General features: G+C 42.7%; 21 protein-coding genes and 1 pseudogene. All 22 read left to right on the top strand.

The window, feature by feature from the left end; all coding sequences use genetic code 11:
* Positions 1–41 precede the first annotated feature (41 nt).
* The 22 genes and pseudogenes from MHB85_RS19265 (at position 42) to MHB85_RS19165 (ending at position 20,866) form a co-directional block, all read left to right on the top strand.
* On the top strand, positions 42–368 hold the full coding sequence (locus MHB85_RS19265; protein WP_341073480.1) for a hypothetical protein: 327 nt from the start codon (positions 42–44) through the stop codon (positions 366–368).
* 117 nt (positions 369–485) lie between these two features.
* On the top strand, positions 486–809 hold the full coding sequence (locus tag MHB85_RS19260) for a hypothetical protein (RefSeq protein WP_341073478.1): 324 nt from the start codon (positions 486–488) through the stop codon (positions 807–809).
* A 274-nt stretch (positions 810–1,083) separates the two neighbouring features.
* A complete protein-coding gene (locus MHB85_RS19255) occupies positions 1,084–1,683 on the top strand; it encodes a hypothetical protein (protein WP_341073477.1) in 600 nt (199 codons plus the stop codon).
* A gap of 107 nt (positions 1,684–1,790) precedes the next feature.
* Positions 1,791–2,477, top strand: a complete 687-nt coding sequence (locus MHB85_RS19250; RefSeq protein WP_341073476.1) for a hypothetical protein — start codon at positions 1,791–1,793, stop codon at positions 2,475–2,477.
* Positions 2,478–2,974: 497 nt separating this feature from the next.
* Entirely contained in the window at positions 2,975–3,871 is an 897-nt protein-coding gene (locus MHB85_RS19245) for an HNH endonuclease (RefSeq protein WP_341073475.1), read from the top strand.
* 187 nt (positions 3,872–4,058) lie between these two features.
* A pseudogene (locus tag MHB85_RS31220) lies at positions 4,059–4,268 on the top strand (hypothetical protein).
* A 94-nt stretch (positions 4,269–4,362) separates the two neighbouring features.
* Entirely contained in the window at positions 4,363–4,878 is a 516-nt protein-coding gene (locus tag MHB85_RS19240; RefSeq protein WP_341073473.1) for a hypothetical protein, read from the top strand.
* Positions 4,879–4,978: 100 nt separating this feature from the next.
* Entirely contained in the window at positions 4,979–6,445 is a 1,467-nt protein-coding gene (locus tag MHB85_RS19235; protein WP_341073472.1) for a hypothetical protein, read from the top strand.
* Positions 6,446–6,489: 44 nt separating this feature from the next.
* Complete coding sequence (locus MHB85_RS19230; protein WP_341073471.1) at positions 6,490–7,803, top strand: hypothetical protein; 1,314 nt, start codon at positions 6,490–6,492, stop codon at positions 7,801–7,803.
* A 1-nt stretch (position 7,804) separates the two neighbouring features.
* Positions 7,805–8,173 (top strand): head decoration protein, encoded by a 369-nt coding sequence (locus tag MHB85_RS19225; RefSeq protein ID WP_341073470.1) that lies wholly within the window; start codon positions 7,805–7,807, stop codon positions 8,171–8,173.
* Positions 8,174–8,188: 15 nt separating this feature from the next.
* Positions 8,189–9,202 (top strand): major capsid protein, encoded by a 1,014-nt coding sequence (locus MHB85_RS19220; protein WP_341073469.1) that lies wholly within the window; start codon positions 8,189–8,191, stop codon positions 9,200–9,202.
* A 14-nt stretch (positions 9,203–9,216) separates the two neighbouring features.
* Positions 9,217–9,627, top strand: coding sequence for a hypothetical protein (locus tag MHB85_RS19215; RefSeq protein ID WP_341073468.1), 411 nt, complete (start codon positions 9,217–9,219; stop codon positions 9,625–9,627).
* Positions 9,617–10,051 (top strand): hypothetical protein, encoded by a 435-nt coding sequence (locus MHB85_RS19210; protein ID WP_341073467.1) that lies wholly within the window; start codon positions 9,617–9,619, stop codon positions 10,049–10,051. Before MHB85_RS19215 ends, MHB85_RS19210 begins: the two co-directional genes overlap by 11 nt.
* Complete coding sequence (locus tag MHB85_RS19205) at positions 10,051–10,626, top strand: hypothetical protein (protein WP_341073465.1); 576 nt, start codon at positions 10,051–10,053, stop codon at positions 10,624–10,626. The genes MHB85_RS19210 and MHB85_RS19205 overlap by 1 nt, the downstream gene beginning before the upstream one ends.
* Positions 10,623–11,201: a hypothetical protein gene (locus MHB85_RS19200; protein ID WP_341073464.1), complete on the top strand. Its 579-nt coding sequence runs from the start codon at positions 10,623–10,625 to the stop codon at positions 11,199–11,201. The genes MHB85_RS19205 and MHB85_RS19200 overlap by 4 nt, the downstream gene beginning before the upstream one ends.
* Entirely contained in the window at positions 11,198–11,632 is a 435-nt protein-coding gene (locus MHB85_RS19195) for a hypothetical protein (protein WP_315370874.1), read from the top strand. Before MHB85_RS19200 ends, MHB85_RS19195 begins: the two co-directional genes overlap by 4 nt.
* Positions 11,633–11,641: 9 nt before the next feature.
* Positions 11,642–11,848 carry a hypothetical protein gene (locus MHB85_RS19190; RefSeq protein WP_341073462.1) on the top strand — a complete coding sequence of 69 codons (207 nt, stop codon included), beginning with the start codon at positions 11,642–11,644 and terminating at the stop codon, positions 11,846–11,848.
* A gap of 27 nt (positions 11,849–11,875) precedes the next feature.
* A complete protein-coding gene (locus MHB85_RS19185) occupies positions 11,876–12,646 on the top strand; it encodes a hypothetical protein (RefSeq protein WP_341073460.1) in 771 nt (256 codons plus the stop codon).
* Between the two features lie 81 nt (positions 12,647–12,727).
* Entirely contained in the window at positions 12,728–13,108 is a 381-nt protein-coding gene (locus MHB85_RS19180) for a hypothetical protein (RefSeq protein ID WP_341073458.1), read from the top strand.
* Complete coding sequence (locus MHB85_RS19175; RefSeq protein ID WP_341073457.1) at positions 13,083–13,397, top strand: hypothetical protein; 315 nt, start codon at positions 13,083–13,085, stop codon at positions 13,395–13,397. The genes MHB85_RS19180 and MHB85_RS19175 overlap by 26 nt, the downstream gene beginning before the upstream one ends.
* Before the next feature lie 12 nt (positions 13,398–13,409).
* Positions 13,410–20,309, top strand: a complete 6,900-nt coding sequence (locus tag MHB85_RS19170; RefSeq protein ID WP_341073456.1) for an NlpC/P60 family protein — start codon at positions 13,410–13,412, stop codon at positions 20,307–20,309.
* The gene (locus MHB85_RS19165) at positions 20,309–20,866 is read left to right on the top strand and encodes a distal tail protein Dit (RefSeq protein WP_341073455.1); all 558 of its coding nucleotides are present in this window, start codon (positions 20,309–20,311) and stop codon (positions 20,864–20,866) included. Before MHB85_RS19170 ends, MHB85_RS19165 begins: the two co-directional genes overlap by 1 nt.

The following is a 20,866-nucleotide window of genomic DNA, read 5'->3' as shown; positions in this document are numbered from 1 at the left end:
ACCTTCCTGATGTCGAAATATGATGTCGAGGAGGTGATTGTGTGTACGAAGAATTAATGGAAGAAGAAACCAGCAGATTCTATAATGTTAGCAAAGTATATTTAAGCTTTTTAGGCGAAGATGTAACATTAGCTGATTCTATTAAGAATCATAAAGTTGTGTATGCTTCAACTGTATCAGAGACCTTAAACGAAGTAGTTCTTTCTTCCGTAGCCAAACTTGCTAAAGCAGGTCATAGGGATGCTGCAAAGGAATTGGGACAATTACTAGAAAAAGCGAAAGACATGGACATACGCGAAAAATCTACATTTGATATGCTTTTGGTCGGACTTGAGGATTTCCATAAAAACAATATTGTATTGTTTTAAGCACCCATCGGGGTGCTTTTTCTTTTGCTCAAACAAATAATAAAAGTTTGCGACCAAAATATTCCATAGACGTATAGTAAGCTGTAACACTACTATTCTTTGATAGGGGATACGAAGATGAATCGAAAAGAATATTTATTACAGGTTATTCTCCATTTTCTTAAAGAGAATCCACAAACTCAAACAGGTGCTATTCATGAGTATGTTAGAAGTGTTTTACACAGTGAAGCCCCGATTAATCCAGTAGAAGCCCGGTTAAATATTAGGCTGAGTACTCCTATTACGAACGAAGACGCTATGCTTGTTAATGAAATCATTTATGATTTGATACACACTAGGGTCCTTACCCCAGGAGTTGACCGTAGCAACTTGGATCTCCCTTTCATCAGTGTCACTTCCGAAGAAAATTTTAAAACATACTACAGACCATTTAATACTTGAATTTAAAGCAGGACATAAGCACCCATCGTGGTGCTGTTTCTTTTGCTCTCATATGACAGAATGTGAGCCGTGTTGAGCTTCTTAACATGAGAACGTCCGTTTGAAGGGACCAGTCCATTGAAGAGCGGAGAACAGCGTCTGAGTGAGCGTACGAACTAATATGAGGCTCACCCAAATGTTGAAACCAACTCAACACAAAGAGAACATAATATTAAATTGATTTTTGTATATTCTTTGCTAGAATGGAAACACATTGACGATTAGGGGTGAATGAATGGATAGGGAGCAAAGATGGTGGGAGTTCTATCTAGTAAGGTATTTTGTCGGGACAGTAGTCGGAACAATAATAGTTCTATTACTGGTATTTGGGGAAGGTTCTAACGTAAAAGACATCCTTGTAAAAGTTGACGCATTTAAAGTTAGTGTTAACAATTTTCAAATGGTACATTTATGGCTTTATGGTTTTTTGGGTTTGGCTTTTTGTTACATAGCCAGTGGCCCAATACTACTATTTCATGCCATTAGGGGATTTGTTTATAAAGATAATAGAGAGCGTGATATTTATAAATATTATGAACAGTTGGCTGAACATAGAGCAAAGCGAGAAAAAAATGATGCAATAAAAGAGTACGTGGAGTCATATAAGCATTTGAGAGAACATGGAAATGCTTTTTTCATTGTTTTAATGGAAATTATCTTGGGAATCTTATTATTTTGGTTCTCAAAAATAGCAATCATAATTGTTATCGTAATTTGGGTTTTAGCTGGGGCTTACGTATGGACTATCGGTACATATTTAGAGAGAAAATTAAGCGAGTTTACAGAGGGGAAAGAATTGGATGTCGCTTCTGAAAATTCTTCTGGAGATTCTTAAAGCACCTTCGGGTGCTTTTTTCTTCGCTTCTCTGACAGTGCTTGACCGAGTTTACCTTTTATCTGATACTGGTATATGTTCTATCAGGATTATATGGGAGTGGGCTAATGAAGAGGCATATTATCTTTGGATTAGTAGTCGCAACAATCATTTTATTGTGGGGGGCTTCGTGGTACTTCGTACCGAAATTGTATGACGCTCAATCTTTAGAAGCTGGAACATTCGGAGATATGTTTGGGGCGGTTAATGCGTTGTTTTCAGGCCTTGCATTTGCTGGCCTTATTTATACGATAACTGTTCAAAGACAAGAGCTTACGTTACAACGAGAAGCTATAAAAATGCAGACTGAAGAATTGAAGTTACAGCGAGAAGAAACAGCTCGATCAGCTGACCAATTGGAGGGTCAAAAGTATTTACTGAACTTTGAGACAGCTATGAGAATAGTGGATGATTTACTAAAAAAGAGAATTGAACGTCTTGGAGCTATAATAGCACAAACGGATACTGGTCGTGTGATTGGTTTAAGTGCCCTGAAAAGCATGGTCAGAAACAAAAATATACCTGAAAGTAACAGGTACATTCAAGACTATTTAAACATAACCTTTTATATCCTACAGTTAATTAGCATCTATGAGTTAACTGGCTTACAGAGAAAGGTTCTATACGATATGTTAGAAATGGTTATTCAAGATGTGGAGATAGAATTTATTGTTAGGGCAATTGATGATGAAAATTTATTGGGATTACTCAAATCCAGTGGACTATACGAGCGCTACGAGTTGTTTTCTAAATAAATTAAAGCCATCTAGATTATTAAGGATGGCTTTTTTGTAGGTAATTGAGATGAACATCAGGATCGTGCCGATCGATCAGATTAATGCAGCAGCCTACCCCCCGTGTTAACCTTCAACCTGGGGACGTTAAACATGAGAAGCTTCGTTGTAGTATAGAGGAATTGGGTTTTGTTGAGCCGTTTGTCTGGAACGATCGAATAGGACATGTAGTCGGTGGCCATCAGCCGACTTGGGCCCAGTGCCTCCAAGCTGATGACTTGTGATCAGATGGATCGATCTTGCAGGACCATGGAGATTGATCCGAAGTTCTGCGATGTAATCAAGCGACGTTACCAGGAGTCCAACAGCATAAAGCTTTTGTACTTATGTTTCGGGTAAGTACAAATAATTAGTAACTTTTGAATCGCTATTTTGAAAGGAGATTTGTTGCATTATGTCGAACTAGATACCTAAATATAAACGATATGGGGCCAGGTAACTTTATGAGATATTTCTTAGTGTTTCAAAACAAAAGCTACAAAGAAGAAAAAAAAGGGGAATTCTTATGGGCTCCTAAAGCAAATATAGAAGGTCAGACCTTCCATCACTGGAATTCCATGACCTTAGTATCAAAGGGGGACGTAATTTTTAATAGTTTTAATGGTGAATTGTTATCAATTATTGTTGCCAAGAATGGTTTTAAAGAGTCATCTAAGCCTGCCGATCTTGCAGAAGTTGATCTATGGGAGAATGACGGATGGAAAGTTGATGCAAGATACGTTCAAGTGGATAAACCTATTAGGTACAAGGATTACATGGATGACATTTTAGCTTTACAAGGTGAAAAGTACGCCCCTTTTAATTCATTAGGCCGAGGAAATACAGGATACCTATTTCAGGTAACAGATCAACTTGCTGACTACTTATTCTCCTTGCTAGAACTTAAATTAGAGGATGTTGTCGCCGTTGAAAAAAGCGAAGATGAATTAATTGAAGCTGAAATAATTGCAGTTTCAGATGAGCCGCAAGAGACAGTTAGAGAACAAGTTGTTAAAAACAGAATCGGTCAAGGTATTTTCAAACAGAGGTTACGAGCGCTTGAAGAAAAATGTAAGTTGTGTGGGATTGATAACCCGAATCTTTTAAGAGCTAGCCACACAAAGCCTTGGAGTGTGTCTAGTAACAAAGAAAGACTCGATCAATATAACGGTTTTCTACTATGTCCAGCGCATGACATTCTTTTTGATAAGGGTCTGATAAGTTTTCGTGATGACGGCTTCGTTTTGGTATCTCCATTACTTGAAGCCCATAATAAAATATTGATGAACGTACATGAAGAAATGAAAGTAGATCTCTTAGAGGGGCACAAGGTTTACTTGGAGTATCACAGAGAGCGTATATTTAAAACTCAATAAAACACAGGTAACCGTCGGTCTTAGATAAGGCGGTTATTTTTTGCTGGAAAATTAAAAGGAGGACGCGCTAAGGCCCTCCTGATCACCCAGGGTATCACCCGGTTGAGATAGCGGCCCGCTACGCGTGACTTTTTGCAGATATCCGCTTATCTCGCATTCCATAATGCAGGAAAGCCGAGGGTTACACATGAGAACACCAGATAAAATTTTGTTGCAGCGCGAGCTTGAAGTCATGGAGGGCATCCTTGAATCAAAGGAACAGTATCGTAAAATCGTAAAGCAGGCATCGCCCAATGGGTGAATGACCTACAGTCTAGAAAATATAAAGATGCAGACTGTCCAGGATCTTGAACGCCTCATCGAATTGGATATCAATATTCAGCTTGATCAAATATAACATTATGAAATAGAATTCCGATATAATCGATATGAATGTATATTGAGGAGGAGCCGTCATAGCGAAAAAAAATTTGGATCAATATAGAAACATCATGAAACCAGTAGATCAGGCGAAAAATATTGCAGATACTGTATTAGCATTAAAAAAAGCTGAAGCAGAAGTTCAGTGTTTCTCAGATAAGGAATTAAATCTGTTGAGATCAGATATTAATTCAATTTTAGAACAAAATAAACTAAGTTCTGTATTGAGTGTGGGGATCAGTTTACTTTTGTTTTCGTTGCCATTGTACTTTTCAAGTATTAAGGAAATGCTCATGGAAATCACAAGTATTATATTAGAAAACAAGATTCAAAATGGACTCATCATTGATAAGGAAAAAACCACTTATTACATAGGCATTTTCATTAATTTCCTACTTGCCTTAATCGCTTTAATCATAGCCCGCGGAACATTCAAACGCATCATCGAGGTGCTTGAGAACGCAAGATATTTTAGTTCTCTAGATAAAATTATTGAAGGAGTTATAAAAGGACGTGAAATTTTGTCTGCGACTAAAGATAAGACATATGAAAAGTTCATTGAGAAAAACTATCAAAGACGTTTGTAGAGAATCCGTAGTAAAAGTATAGTAAGTTCATGATATTATAAATCCATAGAAGTATGAAGAAATGTAGAAGGTAAGGAAACTTTTCCTGCTTTCTATTTTTATGTCTGGAGGTGAAACATTGAAATGGTATCATAAAGCCATTTTTTCATTTGCGAATTCGGTTCTTCCGCCTGCTGTAAAGCGACAGATGATGGGCTTTGGCAGAATGACCACACCAAGATCGTCAAACGGATGGGATATATTCAATTGGCTCCCGAAAAAGTACCAGAGCGCTCATACTATTGATCTGACTAAACTCCAAAACCATACAGCCGAGGAATTGCTTGAGATTCTTGTGTCTGTTCATCCCGATATTTCGCATGCGCTCTACAACTTTCTACGTATGGGAGACACGCCACTTACATTTACAGCAAAGAAGCAGAGTGGTAGTGACGATAAGAATGGGCAGAGAGCTTTGGATGCAATCAAGAACTTATTGGATTCTCCACTTCCTTCACCTGGTTATCAGCATGGAAGATCGTTGGACAAGCTTGATACGATTCAGCGGATGATGATCATGGTACGTGGAGCTTGTGCTGGCGAAGTGGTTCTGAACGAGCGCTGTAACGATGTGATTGATATCGTACCTGTTGACCCTGCGACAATTTGGTTTAGGAGAGAAGAGGGGACGAATCGACTTGTTCCTTGGCAATACATCAAGAATCCACGTCCTCGTGCTGGCGAGGAATGGTTTGGTCAGTACAAGAAAATTGATACACCGACATTCATTTATGAAGAGTTCGATCCGATGATAGATGATCCGTATGGGCGAACACCGATATTACCAGTTCTTCAAGCGGTATTTTTCCATTTGCAAGTGTTACAGGATTTGAAGGCAGTTGTTCACAATCAAGGGTATCCTAGATTGGATATTTCTGTGGTTGAGGAAGTTCTATTGAAAAATATGCCTCCTCAGCACAAAAACAATCCTACAGGTCAACAAAAGTGGTTAACAGAACGAATGACCGAAATCATGGGGCACTTTAACTCACTTAACCCGGATGATGCAATGATTCATTGGGATAGTGTGAAAGTTGAATATCTCAAGGGCGGCAATTCAGGACCAATGATAGACATCAAAAAATTGATTGATATTATCGATACGCAGATGGCGACGGGATTGAAAACATTGCTCACATTACTTTCCAGGCATCAAGGCTCCACTGAGACATACAGCTCCGTGGATACTCAAATATATATCAAGTCCGTAGAGTCCGCTCGAAACGTAACCAAGCGTTTCTGGAAGCGGGCTTTTTCTATTGCCGCAAGAGTACATGGCGTTCAAACCTTGGTAGAGGCCGACTACGCTCCGATTGATCTACGTACTGAAATGGAGAGAGAGCGTGATCTGAGAGCGAAGCTTAACAACTATGTACTGGCGGAGAAAGAACGCTATATCACTGCCAAAGAAGCGGCGACAGAAGCACGGTGGATTATGGGGCTTGATCCTAATATACCGTCTGAGCTGCTTGCTGGTCTTGAGAAGAAGTATGGGTCTGATGATAACGATCATGATTCAGCAAGTTGAGAAAGAGGAGTCGTTTATTACATGAAGGAGGTGAAAAGAAATAAATGGCAAAGCCAACATCTGAGCAATTGACGAAGATCAATCAGAAAGCTCTTCAACCCCTCACTGATGATCAGGCTCATGTGTTTCAAGCCAGAATCATTGGAACTAAGCGGATTGATAAATACAAAATGAAGATTACCCCGAATTTTCTGCGAAAGATGGCTGACCAGGTCAAGGAAGGCGTTGCTCTGCTCGTGGATCATCCTTGGCAAAAGTGGGATGCCTTATCGTTTCCTTATGGACGGACATTCGACAGCCGGATAGTTGAGGAAGGCGGAGAACTGGAGCTTTACGGTGACCACTACATGGCAAAAGGGCTTGAAGCGAATGGTATTTCTACTGATCAATTGGCTACCGGTATTGACTCTGGCACAATATTTGACACTTCAGCAGGATTCGTTACTACGAAACATAATTGCAGTATCTGTGGGGGTGACTATTTTAGGGGAGCTGAATGCTCTCACATGCGGGGCCAAGAGTACGATGGAAAAGAATGCCTTGTTCTTGCTGATGATGGCTACATTATGGAAAATTCCATTGTGTTTGACGGAGGCTATGAGGGGGCGGGGATAACTCGCGGATCTCTATCTATGAAGCCTCCTGAAGAATCTGAGAGTCAACAAAAAACTGAATATGAACCACTTCCCTTAGATGCGAAGTCGCTGGATGGCGATGGACGCGTCTTTTATTTTTTCAGTAACAAAGGCGGCATGAACGCTTTTGTATCCAAACAGCACCAAATATTAGAACAGGCCAAAACACAGGCCAAAGGAGATGACACTGTGACAGAAGAACAAAAAGCTGCTTTGGCAGCAGCACAAACTCAAACAATCGCACTTACGGCTGCAAATAGTGTACTCGGACAAGTCCGGTCTGCGTTGGGCGTTGAAAAAGATGCGGACATTACCTCAAAGCTGGCTACACTGAGCGCTCAGGCTGCTGATGGTGCAGTCTACAAGACAAAGGTTACGGAGCAAGCTTGCGGAGCTGGTGTCCGTGCGTTGGGAGAAGCGTTTAATACGGAAACTATGAAAGCAATGTTGTCCCACTTGCCAGTATCTGAGATCGAAAAAATCGGCGCGACTTACGAAGCTCAGGCTCAAGCTGCGTTGGGTGGTGGTGGTCGTCATACCGAAGGAGATAAACCAGACCTTCCTGCGGGAGCGGCAAATGGAACAGCACCGACTAATACGCAAGCCGCTGGACAAAAGACACCAGAACAACTCCAAACAGAGGCAAAAGAAGCTGCCAGAGCAGATGCCATTGCCGCACTCAAAAATACGGGCAGAAGTAACCTACTGAAGGGGGATAAGTAATATGATTGGATCTCAATATAACGGCGCACCGGGACCAGGTCAGATTAACACACAGGAATTTGTTGAAGTTCTTGCTTCCACGGACTTGCAAGCGCGGATTCCTGGTGGCGTGTTGCTTGCAAAAGGGAACGGAGTAATTAAGAAAGGTACTGTCCTTGCAAGGGTAACAGCTACTAATAAATTCGTTCCCTATCTCTCTTCAGCATCCGATGGTTCGCAAGACGCTGTTTGCATTTTGGACAATGATCAGGATACTACGCATACCGATATGGGCGCTTCAGCGTGGATTGCTGGTATTTTCACTGAATCTAAAATTACAGGCATTGATTCAGCGGCTAAAACGGCGCTTAAACTTTGCTACTTTGTATAAGGGGGAACAAATTAAATGGCAAACGTACTCGACCCGTACTTCCTTACGGAAGTCGTTCAGAACATTCGGACAGATATTAACAGTTTTCGAGGTGCTCAAATCCTGACAAATGGTGTGGATTTCAAACCAGAACTCGGGCTGACAATTAAATATGATGTTACCTACGACGATACCGGCATGACCCCACCTACTGGACTCAATGATCCCTCACCGATCCATGCCGCTCCTGTTGTGAAACAAATGGAATTCACCAACCAGGAATGGCGCGAGAAGGCAATCATTGATCGAGAAAAGATTGCTACTCTTCGTAAGCCGGGCACGAGCCTTGAGCAAACTTGGGGCGAAGAATACATGATTGAAAAAATGGTGAATCTCAACCAACGTCTTGAAACTCGATTCGAGTGGATGCGTTGGCAATCACTTACAGGCAGCCTTGTTGTTCCAGCAACTGCGAATAAACCTTCTCGGACAATCGACTACGGCGTTCCGGCAAATAACAAGCCTACAGCTGATGTCCTTTGGAACAATATCGCAACTGCTGATCCTTTGAAAAATCTTGATGAATGGCTTCTTAGATTCAGGGGGAGTGGCGCAAGAGGTGTTAAAGTTGTAGCTAATAAAAAAGTGGACAGTTACTTGAAGCAAAACGAAAAAATCCGCGATCTGATCAAATTCACCTACGGCAAAGATATTGTAACGGATGGTTCGCTTTCAGAAATCGTCAGTCAAAACCTGAATGGTCTTCAATACGAAGTGTATGACGGTGGATACATTGACGATAAAGGAACGTTCTACCCGTTTATCCCTGACAACGCTGTAATCATCATTGGTCAAGGCATGACAGGTTCTATCATGGACCTAGTGACGAGCCCGAACAACTACGAAGACATCTTTACTGGTCACACCGGAAAATTCGCACTCGCTAAACTGATTCAAGGCGACCCTGACCAATGGCAAGTAATTAACGGGGCAACTGTGCTGCCACGTTTGAAATACGTCAACTGGCACATTTTTGCTACAGTGGCGTGAGGGAGGGATAACCTATGACTACTGTGAAAATTTTGGTTGATGCTGTTGGTGAATACAACGCAGGGGACATCGTAAAAGATGCCCCTGATGGACTTGTTGAGATTGCTAAAAAGCAAGTTCGCAATGCAGCAACTGGTGAGTTACTGGCAGAGATCGTTGAAGTCGATCCAATTTCTACGCACAACCCATCGGAACGAGAATTAATGCTTCAGGAAGAGTTGGACGAATCAAAGAAGCGCGAGGCTGAACTTTTGGCGCAGATTGATGAACTGCAATCTGACATCCAAAATAGTGATTCGGATGATGAACTGAAAGAATTGAAATCTGTTGCGAAGGAAATGAAAATCCCTGGCTATACAAAAATGGGTATTGATGAGCTGAAAGAGGCGATTGCCGCAACTGGCGGTGACGCTGGTGGCGAATAAAATACTTGCGACAGAAACATATCACGAAGAAATAAGAGGGCGTCTAGGCGTTGGTGAGGATGTAATATCTGACTCCGACATAGACGCTATTTCTGTTTTACCAATCGCTGAAGCGAGGATTGTAAAGCAAGTTCCAGATTACGCTGATTTGATTGGTGATGATCAAGCCTATGTATATGCAGCAGGTATTTGTATGGTTGCTGCTATACTGGCTCCATCTATGGCTGCGAGAATCAAAAAAACGATGAAAGATTTCGATTTCTCTTTCGAAAATCAGGCAGTTAATTGGGATATACGTGCCTCACAACTCGTTGAAGAGGCAAATGAATTCATCGGCTTGATCTCTAGTTTTCAAGAGACCATGGATGCTCCATTATTAATGTTGTCTGGTCCCACTAGGGAGAAGGAAAGGCGGCGTTTCTGATGTTTAAAGATTTCGTTCATAGACATTCTCCCTGCTCTGTAAATGGGGAACAGGATAAAGTCATTCTGTCCAGAGAAACAAAGGCGACTACGGTTCTCGGTAAAGAGTACATGTACAACGGCCTTTTTTCGCCTAAGTCGCCTGTATTGCCTGGGGATGTCGTGCAGAATGATATGACATTCTTGGTTCAAACCCTCCGTTTTACTGCAACCAAAGACAAATATTGTTCCTTAATCAAAACGAACGTTACTGCGGAAGTTCAACGGTACATGCAGGAGTATGATACGAATGACAATCCAAAGGGCAAACCTGAGTTTACACCTGTTGCCGCTGAAGTCATTGGGTTTGCTCAACATGTCTCTGCTCAACTCAAGCAAGAGGAGCCTGGTCTTCTATCAACAACATCGCTGGTTCTCCTTTTACAGGCCAATGTGGATGTCAGGGAACCAAGCGACCCGGCACTGATGAGTCCAGACCGTATAGTGATTTCCGGAAAGAAATATCAAGTGGATGTAGTGGATCGGATCAAGTATCCGAATCTGCTGCACATTCAGTTATGCGAGGACCGGCGATGATTACCGGTTATGATGCTGAACGTGCAGCAAAAGACTTGGAAAACAAGTTGGCGGTTGAAATCACAGGTCTAACGAAAATTGTATTACTCACTGCGAAGACCGGTATTCGGTACTACCCTGATGTCCGAGAGAGTTTGGAAATGCAAATGATTGTGCTGGCGAACCAAATGATTTCAGGTGACATCACCGCTGATTACTGGCAAGCCTGGCTGGAACAGTTCGGTAAAGGCTCACTTATGGCAGGACCGAGCCAAAACTCCGGTTTGATCAGTTATATGAACAGTGAGGCATGGAACAAGCTGAGGTCAAAGGGTAGCCGGGTAGTCGTAGGCCGGGGTAGAGGTACTTACCGAGCTATCGACGGCACAATTAAAAAGTCCAAAGGTGGATACGCAGGTGTAGATTTGGAGGAGTTGGCAGAACGCGGGGACCTTGATCCTTCGTTCAAAGCTACTCCTCCTACTTATTTCATGCGTATCGCTCTTGAATCCAATCGTGATCGGATATTAAACGGGATTAGTCGTGTCATTACGGAATTTCCATACCACCGATACTTCCGGGAGGTGAAGAATTGAGTTTGGAATTGTTAGATGCTGTGCAGCATGCGCTTAAAGGTGACGCTGAACTCATGGAAATGCTTAATCTTAATTCTTCATCTCCTTCAAAGGAGATCGTGAAGAGATTTACAAAAGGAATGGAACCCGAAATCGTCGTAAGTCATGAAACTGTTCCGCATATATGCCAATATGTGATGCCAGGTCGTTTCTCTCCCAACCAATTAGTATTCGAAGGGAAATTCTGTCTTGATTTCTATGCCGGTACTGGCTATGACTCCAAGAGATTATTCGAAAGAGCATTCCGTGTTTTTCATGATAGGCGGATCACTATGCCGGGATGGGCCACATACCTTTGCGTACTGACATATGATGCTGATTTTGCAACTGGAATACAAGGTGTTAAAGGATATAAGGCCATTTTCGACGTGGACTATCTCCGGATGAATTGAGGTGAGGATATGTCTGAAAAACAAACTGAAGTAACAAATACCAAACCGGAACCTAAGGAAGAATTTCCTGAGCTGGAGAAGTTGATCCGAGAAAAGGTTCGTCTCGCACAAAAACTCGGATTGATGGATGGCAAGGAACCGGTTGAAGGGTATGAAGAAACGAAGGAATATAAACGAATTGAAGAGATTGATGCACGGCTCTGGGAGCTTGTTTAATCAACTCTATACCCAAGGAGGATAAATATGAGACCACTCGTTTTTGATGGCGTAGGAACAATCGTAGCCCGTAATTTGGATAACACAATTAAGTACGTTGAGGACAAGGTAACAAAGGTTACGTTACAACTGCAATTTGACTGGCAGGCGGTTATGGGCGGCGACAGTGGTTATGCTTTTCACTACACCGCAGGGGACCTTCAAGACAAAGTAAGTATTGAAGTTCCGCGTTATTCAGCAGCTATTGCCGATATGTCCCAAGGGGGTAAAACAGAGAAAGGGTCTATTACCTTTGATGAAACAGAGACAGCATTCCTGAAATCAGGTGGTTATAAGCTTGCTTTTGGTAATACGCTCGTCGAGGATAGTGACGAAGTATATCTGAAAGACCCTGATACAGATGCGTTGACACCACTTACCCGAGTAGCATCAACACCTACAGATCAACAGTACACCATTACTGCAGAAGGATTAATTGAATCAACGGCTGCAAATAACGGAAAAGAACTGCTTGTGACTTATGTTTGGACTGAACAAGGAACGGAGACTTCTTTCAGCGGAACTCGCCGTCCTACTGCATTCAAATTCACACATCGTTTTAAACTGATTGACGATAAAACAAACAGCGAAATTCAATGCCAACTTACAATCTTCAAGGCTTTGGGCGGGGGTACGCTTGACGTTTCTCAGGAGCGTAAGAAAGCTAATACGTCTACCATGGATTTGCAAGTTATGGAGCCGGATCGTACACCGGAAAATCCGAACGGTTATGCAATGACAATCAAGTTCGGAATTTAAACCATCACACTCAACCCTGCCGGTAATCGGTGGGGTTCTTTTTTGGGTAAAAAATATATTTCAATTCAAAGGAGAATGAACATGAGTGAATTTGAACAAGCAGTTGAAACCCAAGAAGAGAAGACATTGGACCAGACTTTGAATATCGGAAGCACTGTGCGTTTGGCTGAAGGTATCCATAAAACTATCAAGGTCGGGACAATAAAGTTGATCCGGGAAGTGCGACAACATGCCAAGAATCTCAAAGGCATTCGCTTTAGTTACGTCATTGGACGGGATGCTATTGAAGCAACGCAAGTTGGTGAGCAGGATATCCCAGCTATTGACTGTCCGGCTATTGAGCAGGCGTATTTGAAAGCATTTGACATGATCTTTGTAGAGGGACTAACGGATGAAGAGTTTGAACAAGTGGACATGGAGGGCATCCAGGCATTGGATGATGTTTTGGACCGATTTCTATAAGGAGTCTTTTCCTCCAGATCCTGATTCCGATGACGATGATGAGTATTCTGAGGATGGTGAAGTAGATCAACCAGGAACGGACTGGATGGGTCTATGGGCACTCTGTATCAGCAACGGAATATCTGATACAGAGTGGCCTAATATGACCATACCTAAAATACGAGCACTGATGAATGAAAAACAGCGTTCTCGTGAATTTGAAATCACTCTTCATGGCGGTTCGGTTGAAAATAAAAAGCCGAAGAAAGCAAAATACTTATCCGATCTTGGTTTCTTCCAACCAAGGTAGGAAGGAGGCAATATGGCAGAGGGTACGAACAGGGATGTTGTTGCTGCGCGGATAAAATTAGACACCGGTACAGTGCTACAATCATTTAAAAACATTGATACGGGTGCTAAAGGTAATGCTGATGCGTTCAAGGCGCTGAATGCTGAGTTATCATCCGCTGAGAAGTCATACAAGAATATATCATCAGCAATGGATAAGATGGCCTTAACTGCGGATCAACGCCGCCAAAAGATACTCGCTGAAGTTGAAGCTCAACATAAGCAAAAACTTGCTCAAACTGCCTTGCTTGGTGCGAGGGCTCAACAGTTGGAGCAAACCAATCGCTTGATTGATGCTAAAATGCAGGCTCAGCAAGCCTTGATCAAAAGGCGTAATCAACAGATTGAGCAATCCGAACGTGAACATCAACAAAAGATGCAGATTCTTCAGAATCGTTCTGTTAAGACCGGGCAGGAGGCAGCAAAGGCAACGGGGACAGGGACGGATGACCGGACGAGAGAGCGCGTACTACAAGAGGAACAGAAGATTCGCATGGCCTTGACTGAGCGACAACGTAAAGAGGAAGCTCTCAGGGAAAAAGTGTTACAAGAGGAACAACGGATCAGACAAGCCTTGTCACAAACTGAACAGCAAACCAAACGGATGGGGTCCACAATGGATGCTGTCTCTAAAAGTTGGATTGGTAGAATAGGAGACATGGCTTCACATGCCGTTGTCTTCCATACGATGTACAAAGCGATGCACGAAGTCACCCAGGCCATGAAGGAAGGCCTGGTAGACATAGAATCCAACATGGCTGGGTACGTACAGACAAATGAACACTATTTTGTTCATTTTGAAGATGGAACGAACAAAATGGTTATGGATACTCAAAAGCTAAACCGCGAGACAAAAGCCTTTATCCAAACTGCTCACGAACTTGGTTCTAACATTTTGGATGTCACGGAGTCAGCTCGTCTCTGGGGCCGTATGTACAAAGATGTTAACGTTGTACAAGAGCTAGTGCGGCAATCCACAAAGCTGTCTACTGTGGACATGGTAGAGCTTGAGGACGCTACCAAGTCCATGGAGTCTGTGATGTCTCAATATGGGGTCCACATCACAAATGCGAATGAAGCCATGGTTATCGGTAACCGGGTTCTGGATTCCTGGTCTAAGGTAGCACACGATACGATGGCTCCTGCTCGTGACTTAGGAGCTGCTTTTCAGAGAACCGGTAAGATTGCTGCTGAGACTGGCGTATCCTTTGACGTAATGAACGGGCTGATCTCCTCCGGTGTGCGGAATACAGCCTTATCCGGGGAGAACTTGGGTAACATGTGGAAAACGGTTCTCGGTACAATCCGGACGGATAAAGCCGTGGATGAGATTGAGCGTCTTGGTGTCAAAACCAAAGAGGTTGTCGATGGCGTGGAACAATGGCGCAAAGCGGAAGATATTCTACTGGATCTTTCCATCCAGGTGACAGACAAAAACTATGACCTCACACAATCCTATGCGGATATTTCTCGTGGGGTATACCAGTATGCAAAACTTGCCGCATCGCTTAACGTGGGGGATATCTTGCTGGGAACTGCTGCGTCTGTTGGCTCTTCCGGATCTACAATGCAGTATCTGACCGTTCAAATGGATACGATCCAACGCAAGGCAGCCCAAACCAGAACTTCACTGCTTGAAATTTTTAACACTGCTGGCGAAGATGGATTGCGCCAGATGATTAAAGATGTGTTAGACGGAATTGACCAACTTTTAATCGGCCTAACAAAAATCCCTACAGGAGTATACGCAGCCGCCGCAGGGTTGAGCGGTTTGTTGCTGGCATATAAAGCCCTCAGCGGTCCGATTACGTCTGTAATTGCGGCAATTCAAGTACTGAATGCTGCCAAAGCGCAAGAAACTGTTTCAACAGTCGCAAGTACAACTGCAACAGCAGCTAATTCAGCAGCAAATACGGTTAATATCGTTTCCAGCGAAGGTGTAACTATCTCCACAGTTCAACAGACAGCCGCAAGGGAAGCACAAGCTGTAGCGACCACCACGGCAACAGTGGCAACCGGTGCATTGAGCAGGGCACAGGCTGCTGCTACGGTGACCATGGCGGCGGCAACTGCGGGACTATCTCTGCTGGTCGGAGCTATTGCTATTTTTGCGATGAAAAGTGGAGAAGCCGAAAAAGCAGAACGTGATCGGATTCAGATGATGAAGGACAACGATTCAGCGAGTCAACAAATGATTAGTCAGTATCAACGTCAGATTGATTTGTTGCCGAAGATGGTCAACGCTCATAATTCCTTAAAAGCGATGATTGATGGCGGAACGCTATCCACAAGTAAACAGGAACAGGCGAAACGTCAACTGGAAGAGATATCTAAGGCTCTGGCGATGACTATAGGTAAAGAAGGATTGGCACAGCTTGAAGCAGCGGGGTTCACGGATGAGGCGACTCAAACACAAATTGCTGCGCTTAATTCGCTCATTGATAAGCAAAGGGAAGCCAGAAAAGCTGTATTAGAAGATCAGAAAAACGGTTTACTGAACCAAATGAATGAAAACATCACAGCTATTGAAAAAACGAAGGAGAAGATAGAGTCTCTTGAAAATAGTTTGATCGCTGGCGGTGTGGAGTTTATGAAGAATATTTTCAGTTTCAAAAGCGTGGACGAATCATCCAACCAACTGGAGAATTTACAATTGAAACTGGGCTCTTTAGAGACCAAAAATCGCGAACTTGAAGCATCATTAAGTGATGCGAATGTTCAGATGCAACAAATGACAGTTGAATCTGTTGAAGCTCAAAAGGAGTCAGATGCTTTAGCCGGAATAAACGGTAAGGCTTCGGATACGATTGAAGAACTGACCGAAAAACTGGTTGAGCAGACCAAGGCTTTGAGAGAATCCGTTCAAGCGAGTATTTCTTCTGTTTCTGAGCTGAATCAAGTTGCGGACACACTCTCCAAAGGACAGTCTTTAAGTGCATCTGCTGTAGCAGACTTGATTTTGAAATATCCTGAATTAGCTTCTCAGATACGAAAAACAACGGATGGTTGGATATTTGAAGGTCAAATTCTAGAAAAATTGAGGCAAGCAAAAATCAAGAAAGCCATTGATGATCTGAAGGCTGAGAGGGATTCAACACGAAGCGTTGCGATGGAAAGTTTAAAACGAATTCAATTTTATGGACAAGAGTTTGAGTCTATCTCAACCTTTGCTGAAGCGCGCGAGAAAATTAAAGATATTGAAAAAGAAATCACCGAGGAGCAGAAGAAGAATGCTTCTGAATTGAATAGCACGCAGCTTATGAATCAAGGCATAGCTAATTTTCTTCAACAAAAGGCAAATGAGCAACTTGAAGCTAAAAAACAAAAACTTAATGAGTTAAATGATGTCATTAAAAAATATGCTGGTCAACTACAGTTAAGCAATGACCAGATTGAGGCCATGACTAAGCTTCTGGAAGATGACACTTACGGGGTAGAAGACAATAACAAGGCGAAAAAAGAAACCATAGAAATTATGACAGACTTACAGAAGGCGATTGAAGGCTACAACAAGTCCTTGGAAAAATTGGATTCACAACAGAAAAGAGTTGCGAAGTCGTCCAAAGAATACCTTGATATACTCGCTGAAAAGCGTAAGGCATTGCTGGAGGAACAGAAGCTTTACGAGCAAGGATACAACGATCCATCACAACTCGTATCATCACAGGGAGAAATAACAACAAGCGGGTCACCGTCTTCAGATATTACTAGAATGCTATCCACTGCTGTAGATCTGGCAAACTCCGGTGTGATGAGATACAAGAAAATAGGCGGTGAATTTACCGGTTCATTTGATGAATTCAAACAAAGAGCATATTCAGACTGTTCTCAGTTTGTGCAGGAGATGTTTGAAACGATCGGTGTACAGGTACCGCGTACCGCAGCTCAACAAGCCAAAGCAGGAACTGCCGTAACAAAGAAAAACCTACAAGTCGGCGATCTTGTATTTTTCAATACCAATGGCAAGGACAACTCTCACGTTGGGATTTACATGGGGGACAGTAAGTTCATACAAATGGGTGAATCGGGATTAAAGGTCTCCGATTTAAATAATAGCTATTGGGCACCGAAATACAACGGAGCAACTCGTATTCCTGGGCTTTCGACAGATGCTTCCTACCCGACATCCATTAGTTCCCAAACAACCTCTGGTGGAGTGGCATATGCCGGTAAATACGCTTCTGAGATTAATGCTGCTGCCAATCAATTTAATGTTGACCCACATCTTGTTGCGGCTGTGATTCAACGCGAATCCTCGTTCGGAGCCAAAGGAATTACCAATGTCATGCAAGTCAATGGCATGAACAATTCAACTGTTAAACAAAGTATAGATGCAGGTACGAAGATGTTATCAGACCTACTGAAGAAATCCGGTGGGGATGTCGCCATGGCTCTTGGCGGATACAACATGGGCGCTGGTATCATTGACTGGTTTAAAAAATCAGGTGGATACAATTTAGCGGATATGAAAGCTTACTCTGCTAAGTATGACAAAGTTTATGCTGGTGACGGATACGGAGATGTAGGGTATGTAGATAAAGTATTGGCTGACTATTCTCCACAAAAGGCCGGTACAACACAACCTACACAGAAGCAATTAAAGGATGCAAAAAATACCGCTGATAGTGAACTGCTTCGGATTAGTGATGAACTTTATAATATTGATGTTTCTGAACTTGAGAGTAAACTCGGAATCAAAGATATGAAAATCTCTGACAAAGAGTTGTCTTTAAAACAATCCGAAGTACGGCAGAAGAACATGAAGAAAGACTCCCAAGAGTACAAAGCCGAATACGAGCTTCAATTGAAACTTAAAACAGAAATACAGAAACTGATGCAGGAGCAGCGTCAGATGATCGAACAGTCCGGGCTAAAATCGGATGAATTGACTAATAAGCGGCGAAGCCTGACTGAGAAAATCGGGGATGTGCAGTCCGAGAAAGAAGACATGAAGGATCAGTATGCCAGCGACCAATTTGATACCGCACAGGCCAATATGGAAGCTCGTGTTGAACGCATGCGTCAAAAAGGCCGTTCCGAGATGGAAATGACCAAGACGCAGCTTCAGTTTTATCAGGGACAACTCAAAAATACGGCCCTCACTGAGGAACAGCGTGTGGAATCAGCTAAACAAGTGTATGACTTGACGAACAAGGTTACGGATCTGAAATTTAAAAATTCAACCAATTGGATTGATAAACAAACAGATCAGATGGAGCGTCAAGGTAAGTCTGAGGTTGAGATTTACCAAATGCAAGCTGAAGCTTACAATCGTATGCGCAACGATACGACACTAAAGGCAGAACAACGAGCAGAAGCGGAAAAAATGTATCAAGATACGTCCAAGAAACTGATTTCGTCACGGTATGAGTTCTCAGAGAAGTGGATGACTAAAGAAGCTTTGAAGATGGAGATGTCTGGTGCTCAAAAAGTAGCCATCATGAAATGGGAACTGCAAGAGTACCTAAAAATGCAGGCTGATAAAACCTTATCTGCTGAACAGCAATGGGATCTTGAACAGAAAATATATAAGCAGAGAGTGGATTTGGATAAAGAATACTATTCTGCTGCTGAAAAACGGATCAACCACTTGAAGGCCATCGGTGAAATAACTACTCAACAGGAACTTACTGAGTATATGAAGCTTCAGGCAGCTTATCTGGTAGGAAGCGATCAACGAATGGATGCGGATGAGAAGGTCTACGATCTAAAGAAAAAACTTATGGACGAAATGACCAAGGCAGTATCTGAATCGGTGACCAAGCAGAAAAAGCTATTGGACAGCGCGAGAGATGAGGAAATTAAACGTATCCAAGCCGAGAAGGACGCATTTGCCTCAGCACAAGAAGCCAAAATCAAAGCCATCGATGAATTGATTCAGGCTATGGAGCGGAGTAATGATGAGGATGACTACGAAAGACAACGTGCTGAGAAGGTTGCCCGTCTTGAGTTGCTTCAGTCTGCTGTTGGTCCAGAGGGTATTGCTGAGCGGAAACAAGTCCAAAAGGATATTGAGGATTTAGATCGAGAACATGGTCGTAAACTTGCGAAACAGGCGCTCGAAGATCAGAAAACGGCGTTGCAAGAGGAAAAAACAACTCGCGAAAAAGATTTTGACGATAAAATTCAAGATGCTAAATCTCATTATGATAATCTCTCTTCCGCTTTTGATGAATTTTCTTCGAATACTGAGCTGTCTGCCGAGAATTTGAAAAACATTCAGATTTTGAAGGAGAGCGAGAAGAATGAAACGATACTCGGAATGCTTGATGCATTTGTTTTGGAATATCAGAGCCGTCTTGATCAGATTGCTGCGGCAAGTGCTTCACTTGGAGTTACTGATGTCTCTGGGGGAACTTTGGCTCCAGGAACCGCCTCGAAGGACTCTGCATATCAAAAGGAAATTGATCTGTACACCTATAACGCTAACAAAGATGCTTGGGATGCAGCTAAAGCCCGGGGTGATGCTGAAACCATGCGACTCCTTCAAGAACAAAACGATGCCATTCGTAAGAAGTATGGGATTGATAAAGATACAGGTAAACTCCAGCATTTTAGTGAAGGGGGAGTAGTCAAAGGTCCTCGTGGTGCTGCTGTTCCAGTTATCGCTCATGCTGGAGAAGCTATCCTTAATGACCGACAACAGGATTCATTGTTTAATCTCCTAAACCTACGAATGCACAGACTAGACTTTACAATGCCTGAATTCTCAGTTCCTCAAGCTTCAAATGGAGTAAATCCGGAGAGAACCGGTAATCAATTCGTAATTAAATCAGGAGATACTTATATCGCGGATGAATCGGCTGCGAAGGTGTTCTGGAGTGAACGTGATAGTTTGATGCGGAGGATGCAGGCTAGAGGAGGTAAGGGATAATGATCAATGCTACTGCTGACGGAAAGTCTTTTCGAGAGATTGGGCTTGGCCTGAAGAAGCATAACATCCCGGTGTTACCACCGACGAGGGACTACAGCCTTGAAATTGCAGGACGGGATGGAGAAATCGATTTTGGTAGCACCTACGGTCCAAGAGTAATTAATTTGGAGTGTATTATCATGGCTGATGATACTACCCTTGACTATCATAGAAGAGTCGCCCAAGTGGCGGCTCTTTTTAATGTTAAGAAGGGGGATATCGTGCTGACGTTCGAGGATTTACCAGGCAGAAGGTACATCGGAAGATATGCCGGAACTATGGATATCGAGAAGATTATTTTTGATGGTGAACTGACAATCCCAATCAAAATGGGCAAACATCCGTTTCCGGAAAGCGATGAAAACATGCTGGAAGAAACTATTACTCATTCTTCAGAAAAGATCAAAGTAATTTCTTTGGGTGATGAACGCGCTAGTCCAGTGATTGTTTTAACCAACACGGGTTCCACAACAATTCAAAAGTTCAAGATTCAGAATGAATACTTGTTAGAGGGGTGA

The organism is Paenibacillus sp. FSL K6-4396, assembly GCF_038002525.1.
Taxonomy (GTDB): domain Bacteria; phylum Bacillota; class Bacilli; order Paenibacillales; family Paenibacillaceae; genus Paenibacillus; species Paenibacillus amylolyticus_B.
Note: the sequence above shows the minus strand (reverse complement) of the source record. Positions and strands in the feature narration are given on the sequence as shown.